Genomic DNA, 26720 nt, shown 5'->3' with positions numbered 1-26720 from the left:
GCGGATGGAGAGCGCCGAGCCATGACAGACCGTCAATCCCGTACCAATAAGGAATCCCGAATCGAGCCGGTTGATATTACTCCGGCCAAGACGGAGATCGTACTCGATGAGCGGGCGGCGCTGCCCCGCCATGGCGAGACCTCCGAGGAAGGTAAGGAGTCGGTCAAGCCTGCCGTCACCATACAATCGGTGGAACGGGCATTGGATATTCTGGAGTACGTGGCTGACGCCAAGGAACCTCGGAAACTCCATGATATCGCCCGGGCGGTGGGTTTGAAGTCGCCGACCTGTCACCATTTGTTGAACTCACTGGTAAGACGCGGCTACGTGCGCCGTAATGCTCGTCCGCGTAGCTACTATCTGGGCCCGAAAGTCATTGAATTGGGCCATCGTCAAGGCGCGAGTACGGACATGCGTGAAGCAGCGGCGGCCCGGCTGGCCGAATTGGCCCGGGATTCCGGTGCCAGTGCCGTGATGTCGGTGCTCAACGGGACCACGCTGACGTTGCTGCTCGAGCAACCCGCCGCCGGCGGGATCGTGCTGGATGGTTACCGGGAAGGTGTCGCCATGGCCGCTCATGCCACGGCGCTGGGAAAAGCGATTCTTGCCTGGTTGCCGGAATCCCAGGTTGCCCGAGTCGTTGCGGATCATGGGCTTACGCCCTTTACGGGCAGGACGATCGACACGTTGGCGGAGCTGGTCGAGGCCCTGAGACAGATCCGAAGGCATGGTTTCGCGGTGGAGGATGGCGAATACCGCGGCGAGGTGAGCGGCTTGGCGGTGGCGTTGCGAGACCGCTCCGGTTCGGTGGTCGGCTCCATCGGGTGTCTGATACCCCGTGATTCCGATGAAATGGTCCGCATGCGGGAACTGCAGTCCAAAGTGCGCTCGGTAGCGAAGGCGATTTCCAGGCTGTCATGATGGAGTAAAGGCGGCGACCTGCGGAAAAGAAGCAATTGGTATGCTAATATTTTCAGCCCTGGAACTAAATGGGGCGCTCGCGATCAGATGAGCCCGGGGACGTTGGGCCCGCCGTCTGGATCGAGGCCTGGCGCCATGGTTTTTGCCGTCGTCAAGTTGCTGTTCATGAAACCACGCTTACCTTCCATGCCGGTCTTATCGGTCATGGTTTGTCTGTTGCTATCAGGGTGCGCTTCCATGATGGAAACCACCGCCGGCCTGATCGGCCGCTCCCCGGCACCGGCCACCGTGGACGGTCTGGACTACGCCGCCATCCGTGACCTGGGCGCTCTTGAGGGCAGCTGTGAAAGCCTGCGCCAGGCCCACGACAGCGAACGCTATGTCTCGCAACGCACTCTTAACGACCTGTGGCTGCCCGCTTGCCGGCAACGGATTGTCGAAGCGCGCCGCTTCAACGAAGAGATGGAGCGGCTGGTGCGGCAGGCCTACGAAGCGGAGCAGGCCCACCAGAAAGCGCTGGCCGAACAACGCGAAAAGGAACGGCGGGTACGGGAGGCCATGGAAGCCGCTCGCCGCGATGCCGAGGAGCGCCAGCGCGCCAGTGCCGAGGAAGAGAACCGCGAGCACCTGAGCGAGCGTCTGGCCGACGCCCATATTCTGCAGATTCTCGACGACATCCCCGACCAGCCCCTGGCCTTTTCCCTGGGCCAGCCCTCCGAACGATCCATGAAGAATTTCCTGGCCTGCCTGGAAGTGGGTTACCCGAACCAGGGGTATCAGGTGCAGCGCGGCGACGACGCGCTCACGGTCACCGCTCTGCAGGCGGACATGCTGCGCGGCGACGTGGACATTCGCGCCCGCTTCGTCAACGTCTGGGATACCTGGATGCTGGAGTCCCTGAGCGTGGCGGAGATGACCGCCGACACGCCCCGGGACCGTTTCATGCTGGCGCAGAACCTGATGGCGGGACCCTGCTACGGCATCGACGAACTGCTCCGCCGCCCCGCCGCCGACGACGACGGCCAGAGCGGCTGACGCCGCCCCGCGCCTCTAACACGCGTAGGAGCGACTTTAGTCGCGATGCCATTGGCACCGCCGTTGATCGCGACTAAAGTCGCTCCTACGTCTCCAGATGGCGCCGGGGTATCTCACCGAACCCCGATTCCTGGGCCCGAGCGCCGAAGCCCCAACGGAGCGTCCCGGCGTGGCCCCCTTTCCGGGACCCTGTCAAACAGGACGTTTGACAGGGAGCCTACAGGGACGTACTCGCGGCGTTCCCGGAAAGGGGGCCACGCCGGGACGCGCCCCCGCTGGAGAACCCACCTCCGACGACACCTCCCCACGCCGAATCACCCGGCCAGGAAATCCCCCACGACCCGATAGGTCTCCAGGCAAGCGTCCGGCACCAGATCCTCCAGATTGAGATAGGCATGGATCATGTCCGGGAAGGGCACATGCCGCACCGGCACGCCGACGGCGTCGAGGCGTTCCACGTAGGCCAGGGCCTCGTCGCGCAACGGGCAGAAGCCGGCGGTGATTACCAGGGTGGCGGGCAGCCGCGGGCTGACCGTCATGTGCAGCGGCGAGGCGTCATGGCGCCGTTGCCGGTCCGGCGCGTCGCCGTCCTGGAAGTAGTGATCGAAGTACCAGCGGATGCGGGGCGTTTCCAGCAGATAGCCGTGGCCGTTTTCCTCCACGGAGGGGTAGGCCAGGTCGTAGTCCAGGCTCGGGTAGATCAGCACCTGTTTATCGACCATCAGCGCCGGGTCGTCCTGGGCCAGGGCGCTGACGGTGGCCGCCAGGGTGCCGCCGCCGGAGTCGCCCACCAGGCTCAGGCGCCGCTCCACCCGGCGGCCTTCGGCGTCGAGCAGGGCCCAAAGATGGCGGGCCACGCCGAGACAATCCCGTAACCCCCGGGGGTAGGGATGCTCCGGCGCCAGCCGGTAATCCACCGATACCACCAGCTGGCCGCTGGCCTCGGCCAGCTTGCGGCAGATCGGATCGTACACCGCCACGCTGCCGGCCATATGGCCGCCACCGTGGAAAAACAGGCACACCGGTTTGTGATTCTCCGGCGCCGGGTCGTACAGGCGCACCGGTACCGGTTCGCCGTCCACCGCCACGCTGGCGTCACCGACCCAGGGCAGCGCCGGCGACCGGGTGACCAGGTTGCGGGTCATCGTGGCCATGCTGTCGCGCACCGTGGCCGGGGTGGCCGTCACGCCGCGAGCGGCCTGCTCGGCCACCAGGCGGTTGAGGCCCGCCAGCCAGTCGCTCAGACCGGGATGGGGACGATCGGCTTTCAGCATTGAAACAGCACCAGGGCGTCGCCGTCGCAGATCAGCCGGTCGCCTTCGCCGGTGCAGCGGGTATCCAGGTAGACCAGTGCCTTGTCGCGGCGCAGGCGCGATACCGTCACCGTGGCGGTAAGGGCTTCGCCGGGGCGGCCGGCGGCGTGAAAACGCATGTTCTGCTTCAGGTAGTTGGTGCCGTGGCCGGGCAGTTCCTCGCCCAGCAGGTAGGAAAACAGGGCGGCGATCAGCGGTTCCGGCACCTTCGGCCAGTCGCCCTGGTACCCCGCCAGCCGGCACCACTCCTGGAGATCGGAGGCCTCGAAGCGGCGCGTCACCCGGGCCTGGTCGCCGGCCCGCAACTGGTCGAAACGGGGTAACTCTTGGTCGCTCATTCATCCTCCTCCAGGTTGAGCTTGAGACGGCAGTGGCCGTCCAGGCAGAGCTGCTCGTCGGAACGGATCACCTGGGTGCGCAGCTCCAGGTAACCGTCGCGGGCCGGTGCCGGGATGCTCAGACGGATCACCATCGGGTCGCCGGCGAAAGCCGGCGCCGGGAACATCAGCGCCTGGGTTTCCATCCCGGCGTTGGGGTACTGGTCGGCGATCAGGCCGCGCACCGCGGTGAACAGCAGCATGCCGTGGGGCACGGTGGCGCCGAAGCGGGTGGCGGCGGCGTAGTCCGGGTCCACGTGGATCGGGTTGTGGTCGCCGCTGAGCGTGGCGAAGCGGTCGAAGTCGGACTGCTCGAGGACCAGGTCCCGCTCGATGCAGGCAATGCAGCGGTCGTTTTCCTGTTGCTTAGCGTCGTGCGTCATCGCGTAACTCCTGTTTGGTGACCTTGCCCAGGGCATTGCGCGGCAGGGCCTGGACGCGCTGGAATGCCTTCGGCACCTTGTAGCCCGCCAGCCGCTCGCGGCAGTAGTCGCGCAGAGCGTCCTCGCCGGGGTCGTCCTGGTCCGGTTGCAGGCCGTAGTAGGCCTTGCCCACTTCGCCCCAGCGTTCATCGGGCATGCCCACCACCGCCACCTCGGCGATCGCCGGGTGCTGCTCGAGCACCTTCTCCACCTCGGCGGGGTAGACGTTTTCGCCGCCGGAAATGTACATGTCCTTCCAGCGGTCGACGATATAGTAATAACCGTCCTGGTCCCGTCGCGCCACGTCGCCGCTGTGCAGCCAGCCGTCGGCGCGGATCGCCTCGGCGGTGGCGTCGGGCCGGTTCCAGTAGCCCGGCGTGATGTTGGGGCCGCGGATCAGCAGCTCGCCGGCCTCGCCCTCGGGCACGTCGTGGCCGTCACGGTCGACAATGCGCACCTCGGTGAGCAGTTGCGGGCGGCCCACCGAGCCGATCTTGTCGATCACGCTTTGCTCGTCGAGCAGGAACACGGTGGGGCCGGTTTCGGTCATGCCCATGCCGGTGCGCACGCGGATGCCCTGGTCCACGTAGCGTTGCGCCACCGGCAGGGACAGCGGCGCGCCGCCGCAACCCCAGGAGCGCACCCGCTCCAGCCGCCGGCCGTCGAAGGCCGGGTGGTCGATGAGCGCCTGGTACACCGCCGGCACGCCAAAGAACACCGTGGCCCGTTCCTCCAGCACCCGCAAGGCCTGATCCGGCTCGAAGCCGCGTGGCACCAGCACGCTGCCGCCGGCCAGGAACACCGCCGAGGAATACAGGTTGATGCCGGCGGTGTGGAACAGCGGCAACACATTGAGCAACACGTCGCCGCCGGTCAGTTCCACCGCCAGGCCGATGTTCAGATAATTGGCCAGCATCATGCGGAAGGTCTGGATCACGCCCTTGGGCTTGCCGGTGGTGCCGGAGGTGTAGAGCAGATACCAGGGGGTGTCCGGGTCCTTGTCCGGGTGCGGGGCCAGCTCCGGCTCGGTGTCGGCCAGGTCGGCCTGGTAGTCGCGCTGGCCGGCGGCGGCGCCGTCCAGGGCCACCAGGGTCAGCCCGGGCTGGCGCTCCGCCAGGGTGGTGGCGGCATCGGCGAATTCGGCGCCGAAGATCAGCGCGCCGGGCTCGCAGTCGTCCATCAGCACGGTGAGCTCGGGCACCGCCAGGCGCCAGTTGAGCGGCACCAGGATCAGGCCGGCCTTGGCGCAGCCGAACAGCATGGCGAAGAACTCGGCGCGGCTATGGCCCAGGAAGGCGAGCCGGTCGCCTTCCTGGAGCCCCCAGTGCCCGCGGGCGGCGGCGGCCAGCCGCGCGGCCCGTTGGTTAAGGCCGGCGTAGTCGTAGCGTTCGCCGCTGTCCAGGTCCTCCAGCGCCGGCCGGTCCGGCGTTACCCGGGCCCGGTGGGCGAGCAGGTCGAACATTTCCATTTTTTATTCTCCGGTTGTGCGTTGTTCGGGGTGTTGCGATTGGGCCTTCAGGGATTCAACTCCGACCAGCCGAACCGGGTAATCCGGTTGCTGATCAACGAAAACACGAACACGTTGCCGCCGCCCACCGCCACCTGCTCGGTGTCGAACAGGCCGCCGGGGCGGGTGCCCAGGTCGCGGTCCAGCCAGTGGCCCTGGTAGGCCGGGTCGATCACGCCGCTGGCGTTCGGGGCATAGTCGTCCGGGTTGTTCCAGACCCGCGCCACCATGTTGAAGCCGTCGGCCACGATCAGGGCGTCGTGGCTGGCGTCGTAGGCGAGGCCGGCGGGCAGGAACAGGCGGTCCGGGTCGAGGCCGTCGGGGTGGTCATAGGTGCCGCCGCCCAGGCCTACCTGGCCGAGGCGGGCGCCGGTGGCCGGGTCCAGGGCCTGCAGGCGCTGGTTGCGGCGGTCGGTGACGTAGACCCGGTCATCCAGGGCCAGCACGTCGCCGATCTGGTCGAAGGTGCCGGCGGCGCCCTGTTCGAAGAAGTCCGGGCCCAGGCTCCAGTTCTCGCCCAGGTCGTTGCCCTTGGAGGCATCCGCGCCGCCGGCGTACCAGTTGCCGCTCAGGGTGCCGCTGCCGCTGTCGTAGTCGAAGCGCCACACGTAGTTGTCGAAGCTGGTGATGTAGACGGCGTGCTCGTCGCCACCTTCGCCGTGCACGGATACCGCCACCGGATAGTTGGTGTTGCTGGTGGAAAGCCCGATTTCCGGTACCGGCAGGCCGCCGGTGCGGTAGCTCAGGTTGAACAGTTCCTCCAGGTTGCCGTCAGCGTCGTAGATGCGCAGGCTGGCGTCGCCGGTGTAGGGCCAGGGCAGGGTGGCGTCGGCGCCCACCAATACGGCCACGCCTTCACCGATGTTGGGGTCTTCGAAGGTGGCGATGCCGGTCACGCCGTAGCTGATGTTGGTGCCCGGGAACCGGCCCTGGTAGGTGCCGCCGCTGTCGTACATATTGATGCGGGTATTCGGCGTGTCGCTCACCAGCAGGCGGTTCTTGCCGGCCAGCCAGGCCATGCCGCTGGAAGAATGCAGCTGGCCGGCCAGGGTGCGTGGGTGGCCCCAGAATTCATTGTTGGCCACGGTGCCGACGCCGGCGGACACGGAGCAGCGCAGCAGGCTGGTGCCGCTGGAATTGGTCCAGCATTTCTTGATGCGGTTATTGCCGGAATCGCTGACCAGGTGCACCCGGGCGTTGCTGTAGTAGTAGCCCCAGGAATAGATGTTCTCCCGGTAAAAGCTGCCGTCGGCGCGGATCACCGGCACCAGATCGTTGGGTAACTGGAAGGCTTCGTCCTCGGTGCCGGCGCTGGTGGGGGCGCGCATTTCCACCTGATGGATGCCGAGGCGGCCATACACCCAGGCTGCTTCGGCGTCACTGCTTTGGCTGGCGCGGTAGCGGATCGGGTTGCTGTCGGTGGTGGCGGCCAGGTTGTCGAAGCGCAGGATGCGGCCGTTGTAGGTGTCGGCCACGTAAAGGTTGCCGTCCAGGTCGGTGCGTACGCCGCGCGGGCGCTTGAGGTGGTCCACGTCGCCGTCGTCGTCGCGGAAGCGACCGAGCATGTCATCCAGGGTGAGCTGGCCGTTGCCGGTGTCGACGCGGAAGATCTTGATGCGGTTGTTTCCGTTATCCGCCACGTACAGGTAGGTGGCGCCGTTGTCCGGGGACTGATAGTAGGTCATCCCCTGGGGGATGCGGTAGCCGTCGCGCTTGGCGGGCTCACCGGCGTAGTCATCGTAGTGGGTGGAGTCGCTGCCGTAGTCCTTGTCCACGCCACGGATGATCGGACCGGCGCCCACGTAGTCTCCGCCTTCCTGGTGACCCAGGGTCTGAATCAGGCTCACCTGGTAACCGTTGTCCGGGTCGATGCCGAACGCCTTGACCCGGTGGTTGAACTCGTCGGAAACGTAGATAAAGCCCTGCGGCGTGATGGTCATGTTGCGCGGCAGGTAGAGATCCTCGCCGCCGCCGTGGCCGGGCTGGCCGATGGACGTGACGTATTCGAAGTCGTCGGCGTCACCGGCCACGGTGCGGAAGAAGTGAATCTGCTGACGGCCCACGTCGTTGACGTAGAGGCCGGCCAGGCGGTCGTCGTCCGCTTCGCTTTTCGACAGGAAGGCAATGCCCAGCGGTGCGCGGATGTCCGGTACCGAGGCGGCCGGGCTGTCGGCGGCCAGGGTGGTGTCGGCGTCGTCCAGGCGGCCGACCAGGGCGCCGTTCAGGTTCAGCACCTTGATTTCGTGGTTGCCCATGTCGGCCACGTAGACGCGGGCGCCGCTGGCGCCGCCACTCAGCGAATCGCGGTCGTAGGTGACCGTGGTGGGGGTGTTGAACTGGTAGCGTTGCTGCACCGGCTCGCCGCTGAGTTCCGCGGAGCGGTCCTCGTCGGCGAAGGTGTCGAAGGCGCCGGCGGTGAGGGGCAGGACGGTGAAGGGCAGGGCGCCGAGTAGCAGCGCGCCGGCCAGGTTTTTTGTTTTCATGATGCTCTCCCGTTGTGATTGTTGTTCTTCGCGATCAGGCGTCTATCGTTTCAGGAAGGCGGCCATGCCGAGGTCCGCCTCGTCGCTCTCGATTTGCTCCAGAAAATGCTGGTATTCGGCCTCCAGGCCGGCGGCCACGGTGGCCCGGTCCGGGCGGGTCAGGGCCAGGGTGCGGCCCACGCTGTGGGGCCGGGCGGCGCGGATTTTTTCCGCCACTTCCCGGGCCCGCGCGCCAGTGTCGTCGGCGCCGGCGCGGTACTGGACCAGCCCCAGGCGATAGGCCTCGTCGGCGTCCAGGCGGCGGTTGGTCAACTGAATATCCAGCGCCCGGGCGCGGCCGATGCGCTCGGGCATCAGGGTGGTCCAGCCGCCGTCCGGGCTGAAGCCCACCACCGTGTACCAGGGCGCGAAGCTGGCCCGGTCACCGGCCACCGCGATGTCGCTGGCCAGCACCAGGCCCAGGGAACCGCCGGAGACCAGACCATGCACCGCCGCCACGGTGGGCGCCGGCAGGTCGAGCAGATCCAGCAGGGTGGCGTTGAGCGTGCCCACTACCCGCTCCGCGTAGGCGCGGCGCTCGGCGCGGGGTGTGTCGAAGAAGCCGGCCACGTCGCCGCCGCTGGAGAAGGAGCGGCCGTTGGCATCCAGGATCAGCACCGCGGCGTCGCTGTCGCGCACCCGGGCGAGCTGCTCGCGGATCGCGTCCAGCAGCTCCGGCACCAGGGCGTTGTGGCGTTCCGGGCGGTTCAGGGTGAGCCGGGCGATGCGGTCCTCGACGTGCAAGGTGGCGGCGTGGAGGGGGGCGGCGCTCATGAGGATTTCTCCTTGCCGTCCAGGGTCAGGCCGTTGCGGAACAGGTCGGCGATGGTGTCGACGATTTCGTCAAACGGCACGTCCCGCTCCCAGAGTGCGTAGCGCAGGCCCAGGAAGTTGGACATTCCCATCAAGGCCCACACTCGCACCTCGTTGTTGCCGGCGCGGATTTCGCCCTTGCGGGTGGCGTTGGCGAGCATGCGCAGATAGCCCTTGCCGAAGGCCTCGTAGTAATCGCGGTAGATGCTTTCGTCGACGAACTGGGCTTCCTGCAGCACCCGATACAGGGCCGGGTTCTCGAACAGATACTGGAGAAAGGCGCGCAGGCCTTTTTCCTCGGCTTCCAGCCGGTCGCGGGCATCGACGATCTCGGCGGCGAGATGAGCGCGCACCTGGTGGCCCATGTCGCGCACCAGCTCACGGAGGATTTCCTCCTTGCCGGCGAAGTAGGTATAGAAGGTGCCCTGGGCGACGCCGGCGGCGCGGGTGATATCGCTGATGCCGGCGCGGTGGTAGCCGAGGGTGCCGAAGGTATCCTCCGCCGCTTTCAGGATGCGCGCCCGGGTGCGTGCGCCACGGGCGGTCTTGGGGGCGCCGGGGCCCGGGTTGGCGGCGGTGGCGTTCTGTTTGGCGTTGACAGCAGTGTTCATGGAGGGGCCGTTGTTGTTCTTTGAAAGTTGAATCGGTATTCAACTAAATTAGGTTCGGGGTCCGGTTCTGTCAACCAGCCGTACCTTCATTGGCGCTTGGTAAGGGTGCTTGAAGTCTCGCCATTATGCTCTGAAACCCCTGTTATAAAAGGCTTTGCGCTTATTCTTCCGGTGCCTTTCGGAAATATTCCACGGTCGTGGAATTTTTTTCGCCAACCCCTTGCGGAAAGGTGAATCAGTTGTCATATTGTTGGCGAACTCCGAATAAACAACACAACAACAACTCCGGCCACGGGCCGGCAAAACAACAAGGGAGAGATCCTATGAAGCGTCTCATTACCGCGACGGCTTTCACCCTCACCGCGCTCGCCGCCGCGCCCATGGCCCAGGCCGACGATCCCATTCGCATTGCCCATGTCACCGGCTTTACCGGCCCGCTGTCCGCCTATGCGGAGCAGTTGAGCGTGGGTATGAAGATGGGCTTCGAATACGCCACCGACGGCAGCATGGAAATCGAAGGCCGCAAGATCGAAATCATCGACAAGGACACCCAGCTTGATCCGGCCCGGGCCCGTTCCCTGGTGGAAGAAGCCTACGCCGAGGACGACGCCCAGATCGTGGTGGGCCCGGTGTCCTCCGGGGTGGCGCTGGCGACCCTGCCGATCGCCGAGATGTACGAGCGCATCATCATGCCCGAGGGCGTGGCCGACGCGATCACCGGTGCTGACTGGAACCGCTATGTGTTCCGGGTCGGTCGTAACTCCTCCCAGGACGCGGTGTCCAACGCGGTGGCGCTGGGCGAGCCGGGCGTGTGCGTGTCCACCATCGCTCAGGATTACGCCTTCGGCCGTGACGGCGTGGCCGCCTACAAGGAAGCGATGGAAGGCCAGGGCGGTAAAGTGGTGCACGAGGAGTATCTGCCCACCGACGCCACTGACTTCACCGCCGCCGCCCAGCGGCTGTTCAATTCCCTGAAGGACCGTGACGACTGCGAGCAGGGCAAGTACATCTTCGCCATCTGGGCGGGCAGCGCCAATCCGCTAAGCCGTATCCAGGACCTGCAGCCCGAGCGTTTCGGCATCAAGCTGGCCACCGGCGGCAACATTCTGCCGGCGCTGGTGAGCTACTCCGAATTCCCGGGCATGGAAGGCGCCGGCTTCTACTACTTCGAGTCGCCCAAGAACGAGATCAACGACTGGTTCGTGAAGGAGCACTTCAAGCGCTTCGACGCGGCCCCGGACTTCTTCACCGCCCAGGGCTTCTCCCAGGCCATGGCGATCACCGCGGCGATCCGCAAGACCAAGGGTTCCACCGACAGCGAGGATCTGATTCGCGCCCTGGAAGGGCTGGTGTTCGAAACGCCCAAGGGCAAGATGATCATCCGCGACGAGGACCACCAGGCGCTGCAGGAGATGTATCACTTCCGCATCAAGGCCGAAGAGCGTGACGACTGGTTCGCCGACCGCACCGTGACCGCCGGCGTGCCGGAACTGGTGCGCAAGATCGCCATCGATCAGATGAACATCCCGATCCGCAACAAGCGCTAAACCCCGCTGTAGGAGCGAGCGGGCGGCGTTCCGCTTCAGTCGCGATGGTTCGAGGCGACTCGCCATCGCGGCTAAAGCCGCTCCTACACAGGCTCCGCACTATTCCGATAACACGAAGGGACCATCCATGGCCTCCTTGCAACCCGAAGCCGATTCCCGTCCGGTGCTGGAGACCCGCGATCTGACCATCAACTTTGGCGGTCACGTGGCGGTGAACCAGGTGTCCTGCGCCTTCCACGCCGGCACGCTGACCTCCATCGTGGGGCCCAACGGGGCCGGTAAGACCACCTGGTTCAACCTGATTTCCGGGCAGCTCGCCGCCACCGCCGGCAGCGTGCGCCTGTTCGACGAGGACATCACGCGGCTGGGCGCCGCCGCCCGCGCCGGCAAGGGGCTGGGCCGCGCTTTTCAGCTGACCAACCTGTTTCCCGACCTGACCGCCCTGGAAAACGTGCGCCTGGCGGTGGCCGCGCGCTACCACATCGGCCATGTGTTCTGGCAGATGGCCAGCCGGCGCCGCGACATCAGCGACCGCGCCGCCGCCTTCCTGGAGCAGGTCAACCTGGGCAAGCGCGCCGACGACCTGGTGGCCAATCTGCCCCATGGCGATCAGCGCAAGCTGGAAGTGGCGCTGATGCTGGCGCTGGAGCCGGAAGTGTTCATGTTCGACGAGCCCACCGCGGGCATGAGCGTGGACGAGGTGCCGGTGATCCTGGATCTGATCGCCGACATCAAGAACAAGCAGAACAAGGTGATTCTGCTGGTGGAACACAAGATGGACGTGGTGCGCTCGCTGTCCGACCGCATCGTGGTGCTGCACAACGGCGAACTGGTGGCCGACGGCGAGCCCGCCGAGGTGATCGCCTCGCCGATCGTTCAGGAAGCCTACCTGGGCGCCGAGGTGGAGGAGATCTGAGATGAGCGAATCGATTCTGTCCCTTTCCGGGGTGTCCGCCAATATCGACCAGTACCACATTCTGCACGGCGTCGACCTGGAAGTACCCGCCGGTGAACTGACCGTGCTGCTGGGCCGTAACGGCGCCGGCAAGAGCACCACCCTGCGCACCATCATGGGCCTGACCACGGTGACCGGCGGCAGTGTGCGTTTTCGCGGTGACGACATCACCGGCCAGCCGACGCCCCGTATCGCCCGCAAGGGCATCGCGTTCGTGCCCGAGAGCATGGGCATTTTCAGCCTGCTCACGGTGCGCGAGAACATGATTCTGGCGGCGGTGAGCGGCCCCATGGACGAGCAACGCCTGAACTGGATCTTCGATCTGTTCCCGCCGTTGAAGAAGTTCTGGAACCGGCCGGCGGGCAATTTGTCCGGCGGCCAGAAGCAGATGCTGGCCATCGCCCGGGCGGTGATCGAGCCCCGCGAACTGCTGCTGGTGGACGAGCCCACCAAGGGTTTGGCGCCGGCCATCATCAACGACCTGGCGGGCGCCTTCGAGCAGCTCAAGGAGCAGCGGGTGAGCATTCTGCTGGTGGAGCAGAACTTTAATTTTTCCCGGCGGCTGGGCCAGTCCGTGGCGGTGATGAACGACGGCGCGGTGGTGTATTCCGGCCAGATGGCCGAGCTCGCCGACAACGAGGAACTGCAGCACGACCTGCTGGGCCTCGGCCTCGGCGCGCATCAATGAGGGCGCGCCGCTATGAATAAGGAGAACACAGCCATGTCGGCCCACGACGAACTTATTGAACCACGGCCCCAGGGTGCCCTGGGCCGGTTCCGCGCTTTCCGGGAGGAGCGGCCCCATCTGTTCCTGCTGGTGCTGATGATGCTGGTGGCGTTTTTCATGATGGACCCGCGCACCTGGGTGGTGCTCACCATCAGCGGCCTGGCCATGGGCGCCATGGTGTTTTTGATGGCCTCGGGCATGACGCTCACTTTCGGCCTGATGAACGTGCTCAACCTGGCCCACGGTGCCTTTATTTCCCTGGGCGCCTTCGCCGGCGCCACGGTGCTGGTGCACTGGCTCAACGGCCAGGCCGGCGAGGCCTCGGTGTGGGCCAACCTGGCGGCGGTTCTGCCGGCGCTGGGCTTCGCCCTGGTGGTGGCCGGCCTGATCGGCCTGCTGTTCGAACGGCTGGTGATCAAGCCGGTGTACGGCGACCACCTCAAGCAGATCCTGGTTACCGTGGGCGGCTCCATCATTCTCATGGAGCTGATCCAGGTGGTGTGGGGGCCCAACGAGATTCCGGTGCCGCGCCCGGAAACGCTCACCGGTGCTTTTTTGATTCCGGAGTCGCTGCCGGTGATCGGCGGCGTGGCGCTGGAAAAATACCGTTTGGTGGCGGTGATCCTGGGGCTGGCGGTGTACGGCCTGATGACCTGGGTGATCGAGCGCACCCGCACCGGCGTGCTGATTCGCGCCGGCGTGGAGGACCGGGAGATGGTGGAGGTGCACGGTTACCGCATCCGCCTGCTGTTCCTGGGGGTGTTCGTGGCCGGCTCGGCGCTGGCCGGGCTGGGTGGCGCCATGTGGGCCATGTACCGGGAGATCATCACCGCGCACATGGGCGATGAACTGATGATCTCGGTGATCGTGGTGATCATTCTCGGCGGTCTCGGCTCCATCAAGGGCTGTTTCTATGGCGCCGTGCTGGTGGGGCTGATCAACCTCTACGTGGGCTACCTGGAACCGCGCCTGGCGGCGGTGGCCACCGTGGGCCTGATGGTGGGCGTGCTGATGTGGCGCCCCCAGGGCCTGATTCCGGTCATCAAGGTGTGAGGGGCCAGCCATGATGCAACGACTGCTTTCCGGCGATTACCCGCGCAGCCGCGCGCTCACCGCGCTGCTTCTGATCATTGGCGTGAGCCTGGCGCTGGGGCCGTTCCTGTTTCCCGGGGTGCGCGCCTTCTCCATGCTCGGCATGATCTGCGTGTTCATCATCGTGGTGGCCTCCTACGACCTGATGCTGGGCTATACCCACATCGTGTCGTTCGCGCACACCATGTTCTTCGGCATCGGCGCCTACGGCGTGGCGATGGCCACGGACGCCTTCGGCAACGGCTACGGCGCGGTGCTGGCGGGCATCGGTGGCGCCGTGCTGCTCACCATCGTGTTGTCGCTGCTGCTGGGGCTGCTGTCACTGCGGGTCAAGGCGATCTTCTTCGCCCTGGTGACCCTGGCGGTGGCGTTCGCTTTCCTGAGCCTGGTGACCCAGCTGTACAACCTCACCGGCGGCGAGGATGGCCTGGCGGTGCGCGTGCCCCGCGAACTGGGGCCGGCGTTCCGCCCCTTCGACGAGCCCTGGGTGGGCTTCGACGTGGTGGGCTTTTTCAGCGGCCTGTTCAGCGATCCGGGCAACGCTTTCAAGGACGCCCTGTTCGACGTGCGCGTCAACGGTCGGCACCTGGTGTACTACATTGCCTTCGCGAGCGCGGTGGCGGTGTTCCTGTTCCTGCTGCGCATGGTCAATTCACCGTTCGGCCGGGTGCTGCAGGCGATCCGGGAGAACGAGTTCCGCGCCCAGGCGCTGGGCTACCGCACCGTGTTCTACCGCACCGCGGCGGTGATTGTGTCGGCGGTGCTGGCGACCCTGGCCGGGGTGCTGTTCGCGCTCATAAACCGCTACGTGAACCCGGAGAACACGCTTAACTTCGAACTGATGGTGTTCATTCTGCTGATGTGCGTGATCGGCGGCATGGGCACTCTGTACGGCGCCGTGGTGGGCACGGCGCTGTTCCTGCTGGCGCAGAACTATCTGCAGGACCTGCTCAAGCTGCTCGCCGGCCATGTGGAGAAGGGCTCCATGCTTGCCGAGTTGGTGGGTCCGGACAGCTGGTTGCTGTGGTTTGGTCTGTTGTTCGTGCTCAGCGTGTATTTCTTCCCCGCCGGCATTGTCGGCCAGCTGCGGCTGTGGGCGGCGCGTCGTCGTCAGCGCCGCGCCGGTAACGGTGGCGCCCGCCGGGATGGGGTGCCCGCGCAAGGAGAAAGTCATGCGTCTTGAGGACCGTGTAGCAATCATTACCGGCGCCGGCCGTGGTATCGGCCGGGCAATCGCCGAAGGGTACGCCCGGGAAGGGGCGCGGGTGGCGGTGGCGGATCTCGATGCCGCCACCGCCGAGGACGCGGCGGCCGCGATTCGCGCCGCCGGAGGCGAGGCCATCGCCGTGACCATGGATGTCACCAACGAGAAAGCGGTGGATGACGGCGTACAACGGGTGATCAACACCTGGGGCCGTCTCGACATCGCCGTGGCCAACGCCGGGGTGCAGCACATTGAAGCCCTCGACAAGCTGTCCCTGGCGGAATGGCGCAAGGTCACCGCGGTGCATCTGGATGGCGCCTTCCTGCTCACGCGGGCGGCGCTGCGGCGGATGTACCAGGGCGGTGGCGGCACCCTGCTGTACATGGGCTCGGTGCATTCCATGGAGGCGTCGCCGTTGAAGGCTCCCTACGTGGCCGCCAAGCATGGGTTGTTGGGCCTGTGCCGGGCGGTGGCCAAGGAGGGCGCCGAACACGGCGTGCGCAGCCATATTATCTGCCCGGGGTTCGTGCGCACCCCGCTGGTGGAAAAGCAGATCCCCGAGCAGGCCCGGGAACTGGGGCTGTCCGAGGAGGAGGTAGTGCGCAACGTGATGCTCAAGAACACCGTGGACGGCGAGTTCACCACCGTGGAGGACATCAGCCAACTGGCCATCGACCTGGCCGCGTTCCCGTCGGCGGCGCTCACCGGCCAGTCGGTGATCGTCAGCCATGGCTGGCACATGGGATAAGGTCCGGGAGCCCGGTTCCATCCCTGGAACCTGGAGATCGATCAGGCCTTCAGAGGGGTCGCAAAAAAGAAAACCTGAAGGGGGCCCGCCGGAAAGCTGAATGTACTGTACAAAAGAACAGTAGTCAAGACATGGGAGAGCGTTGGGCGCCGGGGAAATCCCCCGAGCGCCTTTTTTTGTCCATCGTGCTTTAGCGGGGCGTGGAACCCTCCATCGGGCCCGCGTCTTGGCGTGGTTCCACTTCTGGTATCGCTCAAGCCGTCTATTCGTACCGGACGCCCGTCCTCGATCATTAACGTGTCGCTTGCCAGCAAAGAATGGAACCGATACACACCATCGCCGCGCCTTGCCAAAATGGCATGGAGAGAGGCGTGTCCAGAACCAGGGCGGCCAGAGCAGCGGATAATACCGGAATGAAATATGAGGCCCCCGCCAGGATGGTGATGCGTCCGTGCAGAATACCTACATTCCAGGCTGCGTAGCCAAAGCCCATGGCGCAAGCCGCGAGTAGTAAATAAATGATCGCGCGCGCGTTAACATTCATCGCGCCTTCATCGGCGAAAAAGTATTGAATCCACAGTGATATGGCCACCAAGGTGAAGAACAAAGTAATACCGTTCCGCCCCCTGGCGATACGGGCGGTTACCGTGCAGTAGGCGGCCCAGATCAAGGCGCCGGCGAAGGCGAGTCCATAGCTTAAGGGGTTGTCGTGGACATTTGCCCATATACTGGCAAAGTCGAGTCCCTGCTTACCGCCTAGAATCCAACAGGCACCCAGCGTGGATAGTAAAAAGCCCGGCACCACCAGCAGGTTGGCTTTTTGCTTGTTGAACACAATAGCAAAGAGAATGGTTAGCGAAGGCCAGAGATAGTTCACCATGCCGACCTCGATCGCCTGACGGTCGGTGTTGGCGTAGCCAATCGAAAGAGCCAGACACAGTTCATAGGTCACAAAAAGCAGGCTGCCCCAGGCCAGATAGGTTTTAGAGAAATCCCGAACCTTGGTCGGGCCGACGGTAAAAACCAGAAATGCCGAGGCCAGGGTGTAGATCAAGGCCGCACCACCTATTGGGCCAAAGCTCTCACTGACGCCACGAATCAGGCCGACGATGAGGCTCCATAGCATAATAGCGAGCAACCCGATAAGGGTCGCTTTATTGGAACTCATTGTTTGCATCTTGGTATCTCTGGGAGTGTTTAGCGGGCGGCGAAATGCATGGGGCTCCGCCGCATGCGACAAGGCGGAGCCGGGCTCCTGAGAAGGGGCTGGTTGATTTGCGCGAAAGGCAAGGGGGCGTTGATAGCCCCCTTGTGGTTTTTTTCGAGCGCCGCTGTCCGGCAGCCCCGGTTATTCCTGCTCGGGGAGGGTGATGTTCAGTTCCAGGATCTCGCAGCCGGAGTCACGGTCCACCTGCACGTTGACCGCGTCCTGATCCACCGGCACGTATTTACGCACCACCATCAGCAGCTCTTCCTGCAATTGCGGCAGGTAATCGGGCCCGCCCCGGGTGGACCGTTCCCGGGCCACGATGATCTGCAGGCGCTCCTTGGCCACCGAGGCCGATTTTTCCTTCTTGGGCAGCAGATAGCTGAAAATGCTCATCGTTACCCTCCGAACAGGCGGCCAAAGAGGCTTTTCTTGGTGCTGGTCAGGAACCGGTGCTCGCGGGTTTCACCCAGGAAGCGGGCGACGGCGTCCTCGTAGGCCTGGCCGGCGTCGGAGTCGCGGTCCAGGATCACCGGGCTGCCGGAGTTACTGGCGTTGAGCACCGCCTGGGATTCCGGGATCACGCCGAGCAGATCGATGGCCAGGATCTCCTTGACGTCCTCCACGGACAGCATCTGGCCGCTTTCCACCCGTTCCGGGGAGTAGCGGGTCAGCAGCAGGCGCGCGGGAATGTCGCCCTCGCCCTGTTCCGCCTTGCGGGTCTTGCTGGAGAGAATGCCCAGGATGCGGTCGGAATCCCGTACGCTGGACACTTCCGGGTTGGTCACCACCACCGCCTCGTCGGCGAAATAGGCGGCGGTGAGCGCGCCTTTCTCGATGCCGGCGGGGCTGTCGCAGATGATGTATTCCATGCCCATTTCCTTGAGGCCGTCGAGCACCTTCTCGACGCCTTCCAGGGTCAGGGCGTCCTTATCGCGGGTCTGGGAGGCGGGCAGGATGTACAGATCCTCCACGCGCTTGTCCTTGATCAGGCCCTGCTTGAGGTTGGCGTCGCCGTTGATCACGTTGACCAGGTCGTAGACCACGCGTCGCTCGCAGCCCATGATCAGGTCCAGATTACGCAGGCCCACGTCAAAATCGATCACCGTGGTTTTATGGCCTCGCTGCGCCAGGCCGGTTGCCAGGGCCGCGCTGGTGGTGGTTTTGCCCACCCCCCCCTTGCCGGATGTTACGACCACGATTTTTGTCACGATCTCGTCTCCTTGAATGAGTGTTCGCGGGGCGGCTTATTTGCCGCTCAGCTCGACGAAGCGCATGGCGTCGCCGTCCAGAGTGATTTGCACCGCTTTGCGGCGCTGATTATCGGGCAGATCCTCGGCCACGCGGTAGTGGCCGGCGATGGAGACCAGTTCCGCGTCCAGGTCCTGGCAGAAGATGCGCGCGGCGGTGTTGCCGCGCACCCCGGCCAGAGCGCGCCCGCGCAGGGTGTTGTAGACGTGGATGTGCCCCTCGGCGAGCAGCTCGGCGCCGGTGCTCACCGGCGCCAGCACGATCAGGTCGCCATGGCTGTAAATCTGCTGGCCGGAGCGCACCGGCTGCTCCACCACCAGGGTGTCCGCCGCGGGTGTCTGGCTGGCCGGGGCCGGCTCCGGGCGCGGTACGTCGCGGCCGCCGGCCAGGCTGATGCTGCCCAGGCCGAGCATGGCGGCGGTGTCCGCGTCCAGGTGGGCGTTGCGGGCCAGGGCCACCAGATTCACGCCCAGGCCGCGCAGGGTGTCCACCGCGGCCAGCAGCTCGATCTGACTGCTGTTTTCCGGGTCGGCCAGGTCGATTACCACCGGGGCGTCGCGCAGCCATTGCGCGGCCTCGTCCAGGCGCCGGCCCACTTCGCGGTGCAGGGTGTTGGGGTCCAGGTCCTTGAGGTGCAGGACCGTCATCATCAGCATGCGGCCCTTGAATTCCAGAACCGCTTTTTCCTCGGAAGCCACTGTCATTGGAGGGTGTCTTGTACCGAATGGGTGGACGCCGGCGCGGAAGTGGGGAGCAGCCGGCGACGAAGTCCGCAAAAGCCTAGTCGAAAGCGCGATTCGGTGAAAGCGGCGTGACAGAGGCGCTTTGTTAAATTTCGCCGCTCTGGGACCGATTGGACAGAAATCCGTCGCCAGGTAAGAACAACGGCGTAGCGGGCGAGGGCGTAGCCCCGATGGAGGGATCACCCCCTGGCTTTGCCAAACCATCAGGCATAAAAAACCGCCCCGGAGGGCGGTTTTTTGCTCGCGGACGGACGGGGCGGATCAGATCGGCCGCTCGGTGTGCATCTTCACTTCCTTGAACTCCTTGTCGAAGGCGTCGGTGAGCAGGCAGTCGTAGCGCATCTCGTCGTACTCGAGAATCGCCGCCACCTTGTCCTCGGGGATGATGCCCTGGGCGGCGGCGTTCTCCACCTTGGCGCGCAGGGTGTCGCCTTCCAGCTTGCCTTTGAGATCCGCCTTGTAGAACGCCTCGAAGTCGGATTCCACCTCCAGCAGCTTGTTGTAGGTGGCTTCCACCCGACCGATGTTGTCCTCCGGGTCCTCGGGAATGTAGGCGTTGGCGGCCAGGGCATCGCGCACGCTGGAGGGGCTCATGATCTGCTCGCCCAGGGTGCGGATCAGTTCATCGCTGGGCTTGTGCGCCAGGCACGGACGGCCCAGCGGGAAGAACAGTGCCTTGAGCACCCGCGCCACGCCGAAGTAGCCGAAGTTGCGGCAGAAGTCCTCGATCGCCTCATGGGCCTGGCTCAGGGAACGCTGCAGCGCATAGGTAGCGTGGGCGTCGTTGGCCTCGTCCCGGGGCAGGGTGGCGTGGTACTTGAGGATCGCGCAGCTGATCAGCAACTGGCTGTGCAGGTCGCCGAGCCGCGCGGACACCATCTCACGGCGCTTGAGGTCGCCGCCGAGCAGGGCGAAGGCCACATCGGACAGGCTCGCCAGCACCGCGCTGTAGCGGGTGATCAGGCGGTACCAGGGGGCACTGAAGCTGTCCGCGTTAGCGGGGATTTCCGCCAGCCGGGCGCCGCTCAGGCCGTGCACCAGGCCCCGGCTGATGTTGCCCAGGGAGTGGCCGGCGTGCTTGAAGAACAACCGCTCGAAGTTGTTGAAGCCGCGTTCCTGGTCCTCGTCCTGGATCGCCTGGAGCTCATCGTACAGGTACGGATGGCAGCGCATCGCGCCCTGGCCGAAGATCATCAGCGAGCGGGTGAGGATGTTGGCGCCTTCCACGGTGATCGCCACCGGGATGGACTGGTAGGGCAGCGCCATGAAGTTGCGCGGGCCCATCTGCACGGCGCGACCGCTGGCGATGTCCATGCCGTTGTTGATCAGCACGCGCATCATTTCCGTGGAGTGGTACTTGGCCATCGCGGTGACCACCGAGATGGTGCCTTCCTCCAGGCCCCGGGTCACCAGGTGCCGGTAGGCTTCCAGGGTGTAGGCCAGGCCGGCCACGTCGGCGGAGGCCTCCTGCACACCCTCGAAGTGGCCCACCGCGGTGCCGAACTGGCGGCGGATACGGGCGAAGGCACCGGTCATGCGATAGCCGATCTCGCCGCTGGCGGTGGCCAGGGCGGGCAGGGAGACGCCGCGGCCGGCGCCCAGGCACTCGATCAGCATGCGCCAGCCCTTGCCGGCCATTTCCGGGCCGCCAATGATGGCGTCCAGGGGCACGAACACGTCCTTGCCGTTGATCGGGCCGTTCATGAACGGCGATCCGCCCGGGTTGTGGCGGCGGCCGATCTCCACGCCTTCGGTGTCGGCGGGCAGCAGGGCACAGGTGATGCCGATGTCGTCCTGGTCGCCGAGCAGGTGTTCCGGGTCATAAAGCTTGAACGCCAGGCCCACCACGGTGGCCACCGGGGCCAGGGTGATCCAGCGTTTGGCGAAGTCCAGGCTGATGCCCACCACTTCCTCGCCGTCCACGGTGCGCTTGCAAACCACGCCCTTGTCCGGGATGGCGCCGGCGTCGGAGCCGGCTTCCGGGCCGGTCAGGCCGAAGCAGGGGATTTCCTCGCCGGAGGACAGGCCGGGCAGCCAGCGCTGTTTCTGCTCGTCGGTGCCGTATTTGGCCAGCAGTTCGCCCGGGCCCAGGGAGTTGGGCACCATGGCGGTGACCGCCGTGGTCAGCGAGCGGGTGGCGATTTTGCTCATGGTGCGGCTTTGCGCGTAGGGGCTGAAATCCTTGCCGCCGTATTCCTTGGGGATGATCAGGCTGAAGAAGCCCTTGGTCTTGAGGAATTCCCAGACCTCCTCGGGCAGGTCCTTGAGCTCGTGGTAGATCTTCCACTCATCGAGCATGTCGCAGAGCTGCTCGACCTCGTTGTCCAGGAACGCCTGTTCCTCGTCGGTGAGGCGGGTGAACTCGGTCTTGGAGAATTCATCCCAGTCCGGCTTGCCGCCGAACAGTTCCGCCTCGAACCAGGTGGCGCCGGCCTCGATGGCCTCGCGCTCGGTGTCGCCGATGGGCGGCATCATCTTGCCGAGGGTCTTGAAGACGGGGCGACTGATCAGTTTGGCGCGCAGGCCGGGGTGGTTGAGCACCACCAGCACGGCGGCGACCAGAATCAGCAGAAGCGGATTGTACAGCCAGGATGCCAACAGGCCGCACAGCAACCAGACCACCGCGAACACGGCGCTGCCGGTGGTCAGTGACAGCTGCATGTAGAATATGGCCACCAGGGTGGCGGCCAGTATTACCAGGGCCAAAAGGCTCAGCATGGTCATCTCCTTTGCCAGGATGCTTTGCGGAGGTTCAGGAATGCCTCCATACCTTACCCAGCGGGCATGGAGGGTGCGTGAACGATTGTTTCAGTGTACGCCGATCATTCCGTCCTGTTGCCGTTTTAACAGTTTTTAATCTGTTTATGGACCCTTGGAATTTCGTACAATTGCCGCCAATCAAAATTCCCGTCACAGGAGTCTCCGGTGCAGGACAACGCTTCGATCATCGACGTTACCGAACAGAACATTCAACAGGTACTGGAAAGTTCCCGGCAGATTCCGGTGCTGTTCGACTTCTGGGCCTCCTGGTGCCAGCCGTGCCAGCAGATGGCGCCGCTGCTGGAGAAACTGGCGGGCGAATACCAGGGCAAGTTCCTGCTTGCCAAGGTGGACGCCGACGCCCAGCAGAACATCGCCGCCCAGTTCGGCGTGCGCAGCCTGCCGTCGCTGAAGCTGGTCTATCAGGGGCAGCTGGTCAGCGAGTTGGACGGCGCCCAGACCGAGGGCGCGCTGCGCCAGTGGCTGGCGCCGGTGGTGGACCCGGACGCCGCTCAGGCGGAGCAGGAGCAGCAGTTCCTGGAGCAGGTGCGCCAGGCCATCGAGGCCGGCCATGGCGGCCAGGCGGAGCAGGCGCTGCGCCAGACCCTGGCCGAGCAGCCCGACAAGCACGCTTTCCGCGCGCTGCTGGTGGAGTACCTGCTGGGCGAGGGGCGCACCGATGAGGCGCAGTCCGTGCTGGCGGAGGTGGTCGAGGACGTGGAAGAGCTGCGGCCGTTCCGGGCTCGTTTCGCGTTGCTGGAGAAGCTGGAGGGGGGCGGCGAGAGCTTGCACGAGCTGGCCGCCCGCATCGAGAGCGATCCGGCGCCTGAGGATCTGCACGCCTATGGCCTGCGGGCCGCCGCCGCCGGTCAGTTCGAGGCGGGGCTGCGGGCGTTGCTGACGTTGCTGCGTGATCATCGCGACTACAAGGATGGGGTGGCGCGGGCGGCGTTGCTGGAGGTGTTCGATTGCCTGCCCAAGGGTGATCCGCTGGCGAGCCAGTATCGGCGCAAGATGTTCACCTATCTGCATTGAGTCGTCGGTGGGGGCGCCGCCGGGCCCTCCATTGGGGCCGCGTCCCGGTGTGGGCCCCCTTTCCGGGAACGCCGCGAGTACGTCCCTGTAGGCTCCCTGTCAAACGTCCTGTTTGACAGGGTCCCGGAAAGGGGGCCCACACCGGGACGCTCCGAGGTAGCGTTCCGCGCGGCTCCGTAGTGAGGCGTTGTTGTGGCGTTGGCGGTTGGATGTGGCTTCTAGGGTCTCTACCTGCCTACCTACGGTCTCTACATGCCTGTTTGTGGCGCAGGCTTTCTTCTTATTCGTGATCGATATTGGTGCTTTTCAGGGTGTATGTGCACTTTTGGGGTGCGTATTTGCCCGGATTTTGTGCGGCTGCGCCCTGAGAGGGCGTGTTCGCTGGCTTTGTGATCTGGCTTGATTCTTGTATGCCCTTTTCCGGTGCAATGCCGTCGGGGTGCGTCCCGGCGGTGCAATTCCGGGCCGCGTTTCGGCCCCGAGGACAAGGGAACCAATAATGCGAATCAAATACCGAGTCGCCGGCTTGCTGGCGCTGATGCCCTCGATGGCGGTGGCGGATACCGTGGACAAGAGCGATACCGCCTGGATTCTGGTGGCCACCGCGTTGGTGCTGATGATGACGTTGCCCGGCCTGAGCCTGTTCTACGGCGGCCTGGTGCGTAACAAGAACGTGCTGTCGGTGCTGATGCAATGCTTCGCCATTGCCTGCGCGGTGTCGCTGGTGTGGCTGGTGGTCGGTTATTCCCTGGCGTTTTCCGATGGCGGCGCCGTCAACGCCTGGATCGGCGGCCTGCAGCACGCGTTCTTCGCCGGTATCGACCGCGACAGCCTGGCGGGTTCCCTGCCGCAAAGCCTGCATGGCCTGTTCCAGATGACCTTCGCCATCATCACTCCGGCGCTGATCGTGGGCGCCTTCGCCGAGCGCATGCGTTTTGGCGCCATGCTGGCGTTTTCGGTGCTGTGGGTGCTGGGTGTCTATGTGCCGGTGTGCCACTGGGTGTGGGGCGGTGGCTGGCTGGCGGAGCTGGGTTTGTATGATTTCGCCGGCGGTACCGTGGTGCATATTACCGCCGGCGTCGCCGCCCTGGTGGCGGCGGTGGTGCTGGGCCGGCGGCAGGACTGGCCGGGCCAGGCCATGAAGCCGCACAACATGACCATGACGGTGATGGGCGCGGGCATGCTGTGGGTGGGCTGGTTCGGCTTCAATGGTGGTTCGGCGCTGGCCGCCGACGGCAATGCCGCCATGGCCATGCTGGTGACCCACATTTCCGCCGCCGCCGGTTCCCTGGCCTGGTTGACCCTGGAGGCGAGGAAGTTCGGCAAGCCCTCGGCCCTGGGCATCGCCACCGGCATGGTGGCGGGGCTGGGCACCATCACCCCGGCGTCCGGCTTCGTGGGCCCCGGTGGGGCGCTGATTATTGGCCTGGCCGCCGGCGTGATCTGCTTCTACATGGTGCTGGTGGTCAAGCAGCGCTGGCGCATTGACGATTCCCTGGACGTGTTTCCGGTGCATGGTGTGGGCGGCATCCTCGGTACCCTGCTGGCCGGGGTATTCGCTTCCACGGAGTTGGGCGTGTTTTCCGGCTACGGCTTCGCCAAGCCGGACTACGGCATGCTCCAGCAGCTGGGCGTGCAGGCCCTGGGCGTGGTGGTCACCTTCGTTTACACGGCGGTGCTGACCTGGGCGCTGCTCAAGCTGGTGGGCCTGTTCACGCCGTTGCGCGTTACCGCCGAGGAGGAAAGCCAGGGTCTGGACATCGCGTTGCACGAGGAGCGCGGTTACGACATCTGACGCCGCCGGCCGGGGTCCAGTATGCTCGGGGGAGATTTTTTCCCAAGGAGTCGTCATGGATCTGGACCCCTACGGCTGGCCGCGCGCCGGCGCGCTGGACGTTCGCCAGCTTCCCACCCGGGTGGTGGGGAACGGCGTGGCGCCGCTGGCGGACAGCCTGGAGCGTATTCACGAACACCAGCGCCGGCTCTACGCCGGCCGCCGACATGGCGTGCTGCTGGTGGTGCAGGGCCTGGATGCCGCGGGCAAGGACAGCCTGATCCGTACCCTGGCCCGGGCCATGGACCCGGCCGCCTTCCGCGCCCATTCCTTCGCCCGGCCCCTGGGGGAGGAGGTCGATCACGATTTCCTGTGGCGGGTATGGCGGCATCTGCCGGCGCGCGGCCAGGTGGTGGCCTTCAACCGCAGTCATTACGAGGCGGTGCTGGCGGAGCGGCTGTGGCCCACCGCCGAGCCGCCGCCGGACTGGCGCGGTCGTTATCGCGCCATCAACGAGTTCGAGGGGCATCTGCATCGCGAGGGCATGCGCCTGGTCAAGGTGTGGCTGAACACTTCCCGGGACGAGCAACGCCGGCGCTTGCTCAAGCGCCTGGAAAAGCCCCGTAAACGCTGGAAGTTCGACCCCTCCGACATCGAGAGCTGGCGGGCCCGGGACCGTTACCTGGCGCTGGTCAACGAAACCCTCACCGCCACCCATACCGACCACTCGCCCTGGCATCTGATCGCCAACGACGACAAGCACGCCGCCCGGGCCCGGGTGGCCGCTCTGATGGCGGACCTGCTGGCCACGCTGGCGCCGGAGTATCCGCGCGAAAACATTGGCTGCATCGAGCATTACAAGGCGCTGCTGCGCGGCGGCGGGCACGACGGGCGGGACTGACCGTATTGGCCCGTGGCGACCGCCAGTAAAGCATTGTCAGCCTCTGGGGCTTTCTATAAGGTACGGGAAAGTTTCGAACGCTCGTTTGAATCCGGTCCTGGCACCGAGCCGGGCGTCGAAGCGGAATCCAACCAAGGAGACAACAATGAGCGTGGAATTTCTGTCCGACGAATGGTTCGCGAAGGTCAAGGAAATCCGTGAGTCCGCCGGCGACGTGGAAGCGCCCGCCGCCCTGGCTGACCTGGTCATCAACATCAAGGTGAACACCGACGATGGCGAGAAGCACCTTTCCCTGGTGGGCGGCATGATCGAGGAAGGCCAGCACGAGGACGCGGCCACCACCCTGATCCTGCCCGCGGACCTGGCCAAGCGCATCTTCATCGAGGGCGACCAGTCCGCCGGCATGCAAGGCTTCATGAGCGGTCAGATCAAGGTCGAGGGCGACATGAGCAAGCTGATGTCCCTGCAGTCCGCTCAACCCACCGACGAGCAGAAGCAGCTGATGAAGCAGATCCAGGACGTGACCGCCTGATCCGCCTTCGCCTCGGTGAATCGAAGACGCCCGCCTCTAGCGGGCGTTTTTCTTTGCGAGCGGATCGCGACTGAAGTCGCTCCTACGGGCAGGGGGTAGTGTAGGAGCGACGTCAGTCGCGATGCCGCAGGCCGTGTCAGCCGCGCTCTTCCCGGTTGCGGTTCTCCAGCCGCCCGTGGAGGCGCACCACCTCATGGGGCACGCTCTTGAGCCAGCCGCGCACGCTGCCGCCGCCCCGGTCCAGGTAGTCGGTGATGGAGGCCACCCAGCGCTCGCCGTGCAGCCCCAGGCACAGCGGTTGGGGGCCGTGGTCGTCCTCCAGCCGGCGCACCCGGTCGCTGGGCAGGCCGTCGAGCAGCAGGCCGGGCAGGGTGGGCGGCGGCGCCATCAGGTCGCAGGGCAGGCACAACACCGGGCCGTCGCCGCAGACGGCCAGGCCCGCCTCGAGCCCGGCCATGGGGCCCCGGTAGCCGTCGCGGCGGTCGCGCACCACTTTGTCCGCCCGGCCCTGGTAGAGATCCAGGTTGCGGTTGGCGCTGATCACCACCGGCCCGGGTGGCGCCACCGCGTCCAAGAGCCGGTCGATCAGCGTCTCGCCGTCGATCTCCACCAGGCCCTTGTCGCGGCCGCCCATGCGGCGCCCCTCGCCGCCGGCCAGAATCAGCAATGTGTAGAAAAGATCCATATTGGGAGTGTGCTCGCTTATCCGCTATCCTCTGCGCC

26 protein-coding genes are annotated in these 26720 nt (G+C 65.5%); 12 read left to right on the top strand and 14 right to left on the bottom strand.

Annotated features, from left to right (window positions below):
• Positions 1 to 21: 21 nt before the first annotated feature.
• A complete protein-coding gene (locus JF515_RS01700) occupies positions 22 to 921 on the top strand; it encodes an IclR family transcriptional regulator (protein ID WP_203100321.1) in 900 nt (299 codons plus the stop codon).
• A gap of 83 nt (positions 922 to 1004) precedes the next feature.
• Here JF515_RS01700 and JF515_RS19555 read toward each other — a convergent pair whose 3' ends face one another.
• A complete protein-coding gene (locus tag JF515_RS19555; RefSeq protein ID WP_274380618.1) occupies positions 1005 to 1127 on the bottom strand; it encodes a hypothetical protein in 123 nt (40 codons plus the stop codon).
• 31 nt (positions 1128 to 1158) lie between these two features.
• Between JF515_RS19555 and JF515_RS01695 the strand changes: the two genes are divergently transcribed.
• Positions 1159 to 1956, top strand: a complete 798-nt coding sequence (locus tag JF515_RS01695; RefSeq protein ID WP_203100319.1) for a hypothetical protein — start codon at positions 1159 to 1161, stop codon at positions 1954 to 1956.
• Positions 1957 to 2270: 314 nt separating this feature from the next.
• On the opposite strand, the gene JF515_RS01690 is transcribed toward JF515_RS01695, so the two are convergent.
• Genes JF515_RS01690 through JF515_RS01660 form a run of 7 tightly spaced genes read right to left on the bottom strand, consistent with a single transcriptional unit; the run spans position 2271 to position 9521 of the window.
• On the bottom strand, positions 2271 to 3230 hold the full coding sequence (locus JF515_RS01690; RefSeq protein WP_203100317.1) for an alpha/beta hydrolase: 960 nt from the start codon (positions 3228 to 3230) through the stop codon (positions 2271 to 2273).
• A complete protein-coding gene (locus tag JF515_RS01685) occupies positions 3224 to 3607 on the bottom strand; it encodes a hypothetical protein (RefSeq protein ID WP_203100315.1) in 384 nt (127 codons plus the stop codon). Before JF515_RS01685 ends, JF515_RS01690 begins: the two co-directional genes overlap by 7 nt.
• Positions 3604 to 4029, bottom strand: coding sequence for a MaoC family dehydratase (locus JF515_RS01680; protein WP_203100314.1), 426 nt, complete (start codon positions 4027 to 4029; stop codon positions 3604 to 3606). Before JF515_RS01680 ends, JF515_RS01685 begins: the two co-directional genes overlap by 4 nt.
• Positions 4013 to 5536: an acyl-CoA synthetase gene (locus JF515_RS01675; protein ID WP_203100312.1), complete on the bottom strand. Its 1524-nt coding sequence runs from the start codon at positions 5534 to 5536 to the stop codon at positions 4013 to 4015. Before JF515_RS01675 ends, JF515_RS01680 begins: the two co-directional genes overlap by 17 nt.
• A gap of 47 nt (positions 5537 to 5583) precedes the next feature.
• Positions 5584 to 8058: an NHL repeat-containing protein gene (locus JF515_RS01670; protein WP_203100310.1), complete on the bottom strand. Its 2475-nt coding sequence runs from the start codon at positions 8056 to 8058 to the stop codon at positions 5584 to 5586.
• Between the two features lie 42 nt (positions 8059 to 8100).
• Positions 8101 to 8871, bottom strand: coding sequence for an enoyl-CoA hydratase/isomerase family protein (locus tag JF515_RS01665; RefSeq protein ID WP_203100308.1), 771 nt, complete (start codon positions 8869 to 8871; stop codon positions 8101 to 8103).
• A complete protein-coding gene (locus JF515_RS01660; RefSeq protein WP_203100306.1) occupies positions 8868 to 9521 on the bottom strand; it encodes a TetR/AcrR family transcriptional regulator in 654 nt (217 codons plus the stop codon). Before JF515_RS01660 ends, JF515_RS01665 begins: the two co-directional genes overlap by 4 nt.
• Positions 9522 to 9844: 323 nt before the next feature.
• Between JF515_RS01660 and JF515_RS01655 the strand changes: the two genes are divergently transcribed.
• The 6 genes from JF515_RS01655 to JF515_RS01630 all read left to right on the top strand — a co-directional run bounded on the left by JF515_RS01655 (position 9845) and on the right by JF515_RS01630 (position 15794).
• Complete coding sequence (locus tag JF515_RS01655) at positions 9845 to 11068, top strand: substrate-binding domain-containing protein (RefSeq protein WP_203100304.1); 1224 nt, start codon at positions 9845 to 9847, stop codon at positions 11066 to 11068.
• A 127-nt stretch (positions 11069 to 11195) separates the two neighbouring features.
• On the top strand, positions 11196 to 11984 hold the full coding sequence (locus tag JF515_RS01650) for an ABC transporter ATP-binding protein (protein ID WP_203100302.1): 789 nt from the start codon (positions 11196 to 11198) through the stop codon (positions 11982 to 11984).
• Position 11985: 1 nt separating this feature from the next.
• The gene (locus tag JF515_RS01645) at positions 11986 to 12711 is read left to right on the top strand and encodes an ABC transporter ATP-binding protein (protein WP_203100300.1); all 726 of its coding nucleotides are present in this window, start codon (positions 11986 to 11988) and stop codon (positions 12709 to 12711) included.
• Between the two features lie 33 nt (positions 12712 to 12744).
• Complete coding sequence (locus JF515_RS01640; protein ID WP_203100298.1) at positions 12745 to 13803, top strand: branched-chain amino acid ABC transporter permease; 1059 nt, start codon at positions 12745 to 12747, stop codon at positions 13801 to 13803.
• Between the two features lie 10 nt (positions 13804 to 13813).
• On the top strand, positions 13814 to 15025 hold the full coding sequence (locus JF515_RS01635) for a branched-chain amino acid ABC transporter permease (protein WP_203100296.1): 1212 nt from the start codon (positions 13814 to 13816) through the stop codon (positions 15023 to 15025).
• Positions 15015 to 15794, top strand: coding sequence for a 3-hydroxybutyrate dehydrogenase (locus JF515_RS01630; protein WP_203100294.1), 780 nt, complete (start codon positions 15015 to 15017; stop codon positions 15792 to 15794). The genes JF515_RS01635 and JF515_RS01630 overlap by 11 nt, the downstream gene beginning before the upstream one ends.
• A 292-nt stretch (positions 15795 to 16086) precedes the next feature.
• Here JF515_RS01630 and yddG read toward each other — a convergent pair whose 3' ends face one another.
• The 5 genes from yddG to JF515_RS01605 all read right to left on the bottom strand — a co-directional run bounded on the left by yddG (position 16087) and on the right by JF515_RS01605 (position 21713).
• Positions 16087 to 16962, bottom strand: a complete 876-nt coding sequence (yddG, locus tag JF515_RS01625) for an aromatic amino acid DMT transporter YddG (RefSeq protein ID WP_203100292.1) — start codon at positions 16960 to 16962, stop codon at positions 16087 to 16089.
• A gap of 180 nt (positions 16963 to 17142) precedes the next feature.
• A complete protein-coding gene (minE, locus tag JF515_RS01620; RefSeq protein WP_203100283.1) occupies positions 17143 to 17397 on the bottom strand; it encodes a cell division topological specificity factor MinE in 255 nt (84 codons plus the stop codon).
• Between the two features lie 2 nt (positions 17398 to 17399).
• Positions 17400 to 18212: a septum site-determining protein MinD gene (gene minD, locus JF515_RS01615; protein ID WP_203100281.1), complete on the bottom strand. Its 813-nt coding sequence runs from the start codon at positions 18210 to 18212 to the stop codon at positions 17400 to 17402.
• Positions 18213 to 18248: 36 nt separating this feature from the next.
• The gene (minC, locus tag JF515_RS01610; RefSeq protein WP_203100279.1) at positions 18249 to 18956 is read right to left on the bottom strand and encodes a septum site-determining protein MinC; all 708 of its coding nucleotides are present in this window, start codon (positions 18954 to 18956) and stop codon (positions 18249 to 18251) included.
• A 300-nt stretch (positions 18957 to 19256) separates the two neighbouring features.
• Positions 19257 to 21713, bottom strand: a complete 2457-nt coding sequence (locus JF515_RS01605; RefSeq protein WP_203100277.1) for an acyl-CoA dehydrogenase — start codon at positions 21711 to 21713, stop codon at positions 19257 to 19259.
• A 207-nt stretch (positions 21714 to 21920) separates the two neighbouring features.
• Here JF515_RS01605 and JF515_RS19655 point away from each other — a divergent pair, with 207 nt between their 5' ends.
• The 4 genes from JF515_RS19655 (at position 21921) to JF515_RS01585 (ending at position 25997) form a co-directional block, all read left to right on the top strand.
• Positions 21921 to 22790 carry a tetratricopeptide repeat protein gene (locus JF515_RS19655; RefSeq protein ID WP_203100275.1) on the top strand — a complete coding sequence of 290 codons (870 nt, stop codon included), beginning with the start codon at positions 21921 to 21923 and terminating at the stop codon, positions 22788 to 22790.
• Between the two features lie 499 nt (positions 22791 to 23289).
• On the top strand, positions 23290 to 24585 hold the full coding sequence (locus JF515_RS01595; RefSeq protein WP_238400767.1) for an ammonium transporter: 1296 nt from the start codon (positions 23290 to 23292) through the stop codon (positions 24583 to 24585).
• A gap of 55 nt (positions 24586 to 24640) precedes the next feature.
• Positions 24641 to 25465 carry a polyphosphate kinase 2 family protein gene (locus tag JF515_RS01590; protein WP_203100274.1) on the top strand — a complete coding sequence of 275 codons (825 nt, stop codon included), beginning with the start codon at positions 24641 to 24643 and terminating at the stop codon, positions 25463 to 25465.
• A 145-nt stretch (positions 25466 to 25610) separates the two neighbouring features.
• Positions 25611 to 25997 (top strand): SCP2 sterol-binding domain-containing protein, encoded by a 387-nt coding sequence (locus JF515_RS01585; protein ID WP_203100272.1) that lies wholly within the window; start codon positions 25611 to 25613, stop codon positions 25995 to 25997.
• Between the two features lie 136 nt (positions 25998 to 26133).
• On the opposite strand, the gene mobA is transcribed toward JF515_RS01585, so the two are convergent.
• Complete coding sequence (gene mobA / locus JF515_RS01580) at positions 26134 to 26682, bottom strand: molybdenum cofactor guanylyltransferase (RefSeq protein ID WP_203100270.1); 549 nt, start codon at positions 26680 to 26682, stop codon at positions 26134 to 26136.
• Positions 26683 to 26720 lie beyond the last annotated feature (38 nt).

Source organism: Alloalcanivorax marinus (assembly GCF_016785095.1).
GTDB lineage: Bacteria > Pseudomonadota > Gammaproteobacteria > Pseudomonadales > Alcanivoracaceae > Alloalcanivorax > Alloalcanivorax marinus_A.
This window is presented reverse-complemented; position numbering and strand designations above follow the sequence as displayed.

Coding starts and splice junctions, on each gene's coding strand:
- JF515_RS01650 (WP_203100302.1), top strand. CDS start 11,196: ATGGCCTCCTTGCAACCCGAAGCCGATTCCCGTCCGGTGCTGGAGACC.
- yddG (WP_203100292.1), bottom strand. CDS start 16,962: ATGAGTTCCAATAAAGCGACCCTTATCGGGTTGCTCGCTATTATGCTA.
- mobA (WP_203100270.1), bottom strand. CDS start 26,682: ATGGATCTTTTCTACACATTGCTGATTCTGGCCGGCGGCGAGGGGCGC.
- JF515_RS01595 (WP_238400767.1), top strand. CDS start 23,290: ATGCGAATCAAATACCGAGTCGCCGGCTTGCTGGCGCTGATGCCCTCG.
- JF515_RS01665 (WP_203100308.1), bottom strand. CDS start 8,871: ATGAGCGCCGCCCCCCTCCACGCCGCCACCTTGCACGTCGAGGACCGC.
- JF515_RS01675 (WP_203100312.1), bottom strand. CDS start 5,536: ATGGAAATGTTCGACCTGCTCGCCCACCGGGCCCGGGTAACGCCGGAC.
- JF515_RS01660 (WP_203100306.1), bottom strand. CDS start 9,521: ATGAACACTGCTGTCAACGCCAAACAGAACGCCACCGCCGCCAACCCG.
- JF515_RS01690 (WP_203100317.1), bottom strand. CDS start 3,230: ATGCTGAAAGCCGATCGTCCCCATCCCGGTCTGAGCGACTGGCTGGCG.
- JF515_RS01635 (WP_203100296.1), top strand. CDS start 13,814: ATGATGCAACGACTGCTTTCCGGCGATTACCCGCGCAGCCGCGCGCTC.
- JF515_RS01695 (WP_203100319.1), top strand. CDS start 1,159: ATGATGGAAACCACCGCCGGCCTGATCGGCCGCTCCCCGGCACCGGCC.
- JF515_RS01685 (WP_203100315.1), bottom strand. CDS start 3,607: ATGAGCGACCAAGAGTTACCCCGTTTCGACCAGTTGCGGGCCGGCGAC.
- JF515_RS19555 (WP_274380618.1), bottom strand. CDS start 1,127: ATGACCGATAAGACCGGCATGGAAGGTAAGCGTGGTTTCATGAACAGC.
- minE (WP_203100283.1), bottom strand. CDS start 17,397: ATGAGCATTTTCAGCTATCTGCTGCCCAAGAAGGAAAAATCGGCCTCG.
- JF515_RS01655 (WP_203100304.1), top strand. CDS start 9,845: ATGAAGCGTCTCATTACCGCGACGGCTTTCACCCTCACCGCGCTCGCC.
- JF515_RS01640 (WP_203100298.1), top strand. CDS start 12,745: ATGTCGGCCCACGACGAACTTATTGAACCACGGCCCCAGGGTGCCCTG.
- JF515_RS01590 (WP_203100274.1), top strand. CDS start 24,641: ATGGATCTGGACCCCTACGGCTGGCCGCGCGCCGGCGCGCTGGACGTT.
- JF515_RS01645 (WP_203100300.1), top strand. CDS start 11,986: ATGAGCGAATCGATTCTGTCCCTTTCCGGGGTGTCCGCCAATATCGAC.
- minC (WP_203100279.1), bottom strand. CDS start 18,956: ATGACAGTGGCTTCCGAGGAAAAAGCGGTTCTGGAATTCAAGGGCCGC.
- JF515_RS01680 (WP_203100314.1), bottom strand. CDS start 4,029: ATGACGCACGACGCTAAGCAACAGGAAAACGACCGCTGCATTGCCTGC.
- JF515_RS01700 (WP_203100321.1), top strand. CDS start 22: ATGACAGACCGTCAATCCCGTACCAATAAGGAATCCCGAATCGAGCCG.
- JF515_RS01605 (WP_203100277.1), bottom strand. CDS start 21,713: ATGCTGAGCCTTTTGGCCCTGGTAATACTGGCCGCCACCCTGGTGGCC.
- JF515_RS01630 (WP_203100294.1), top strand. CDS start 15,015: ATGCGTCTTGAGGACCGTGTAGCAATCATTACCGGCGCCGGCCGTGGT.
- JF515_RS01670 (WP_203100310.1), bottom strand. CDS start 8,058: ATGAAAACAAAAAACCTGGCCGGCGCGCTGCTACTCGGCGCCCTGCCC.
- JF515_RS01585 (WP_203100272.1), top strand. CDS start 25,611: ATGAGCGTGGAATTTCTGTCCGACGAATGGTTCGCGAAGGTCAAGGAA.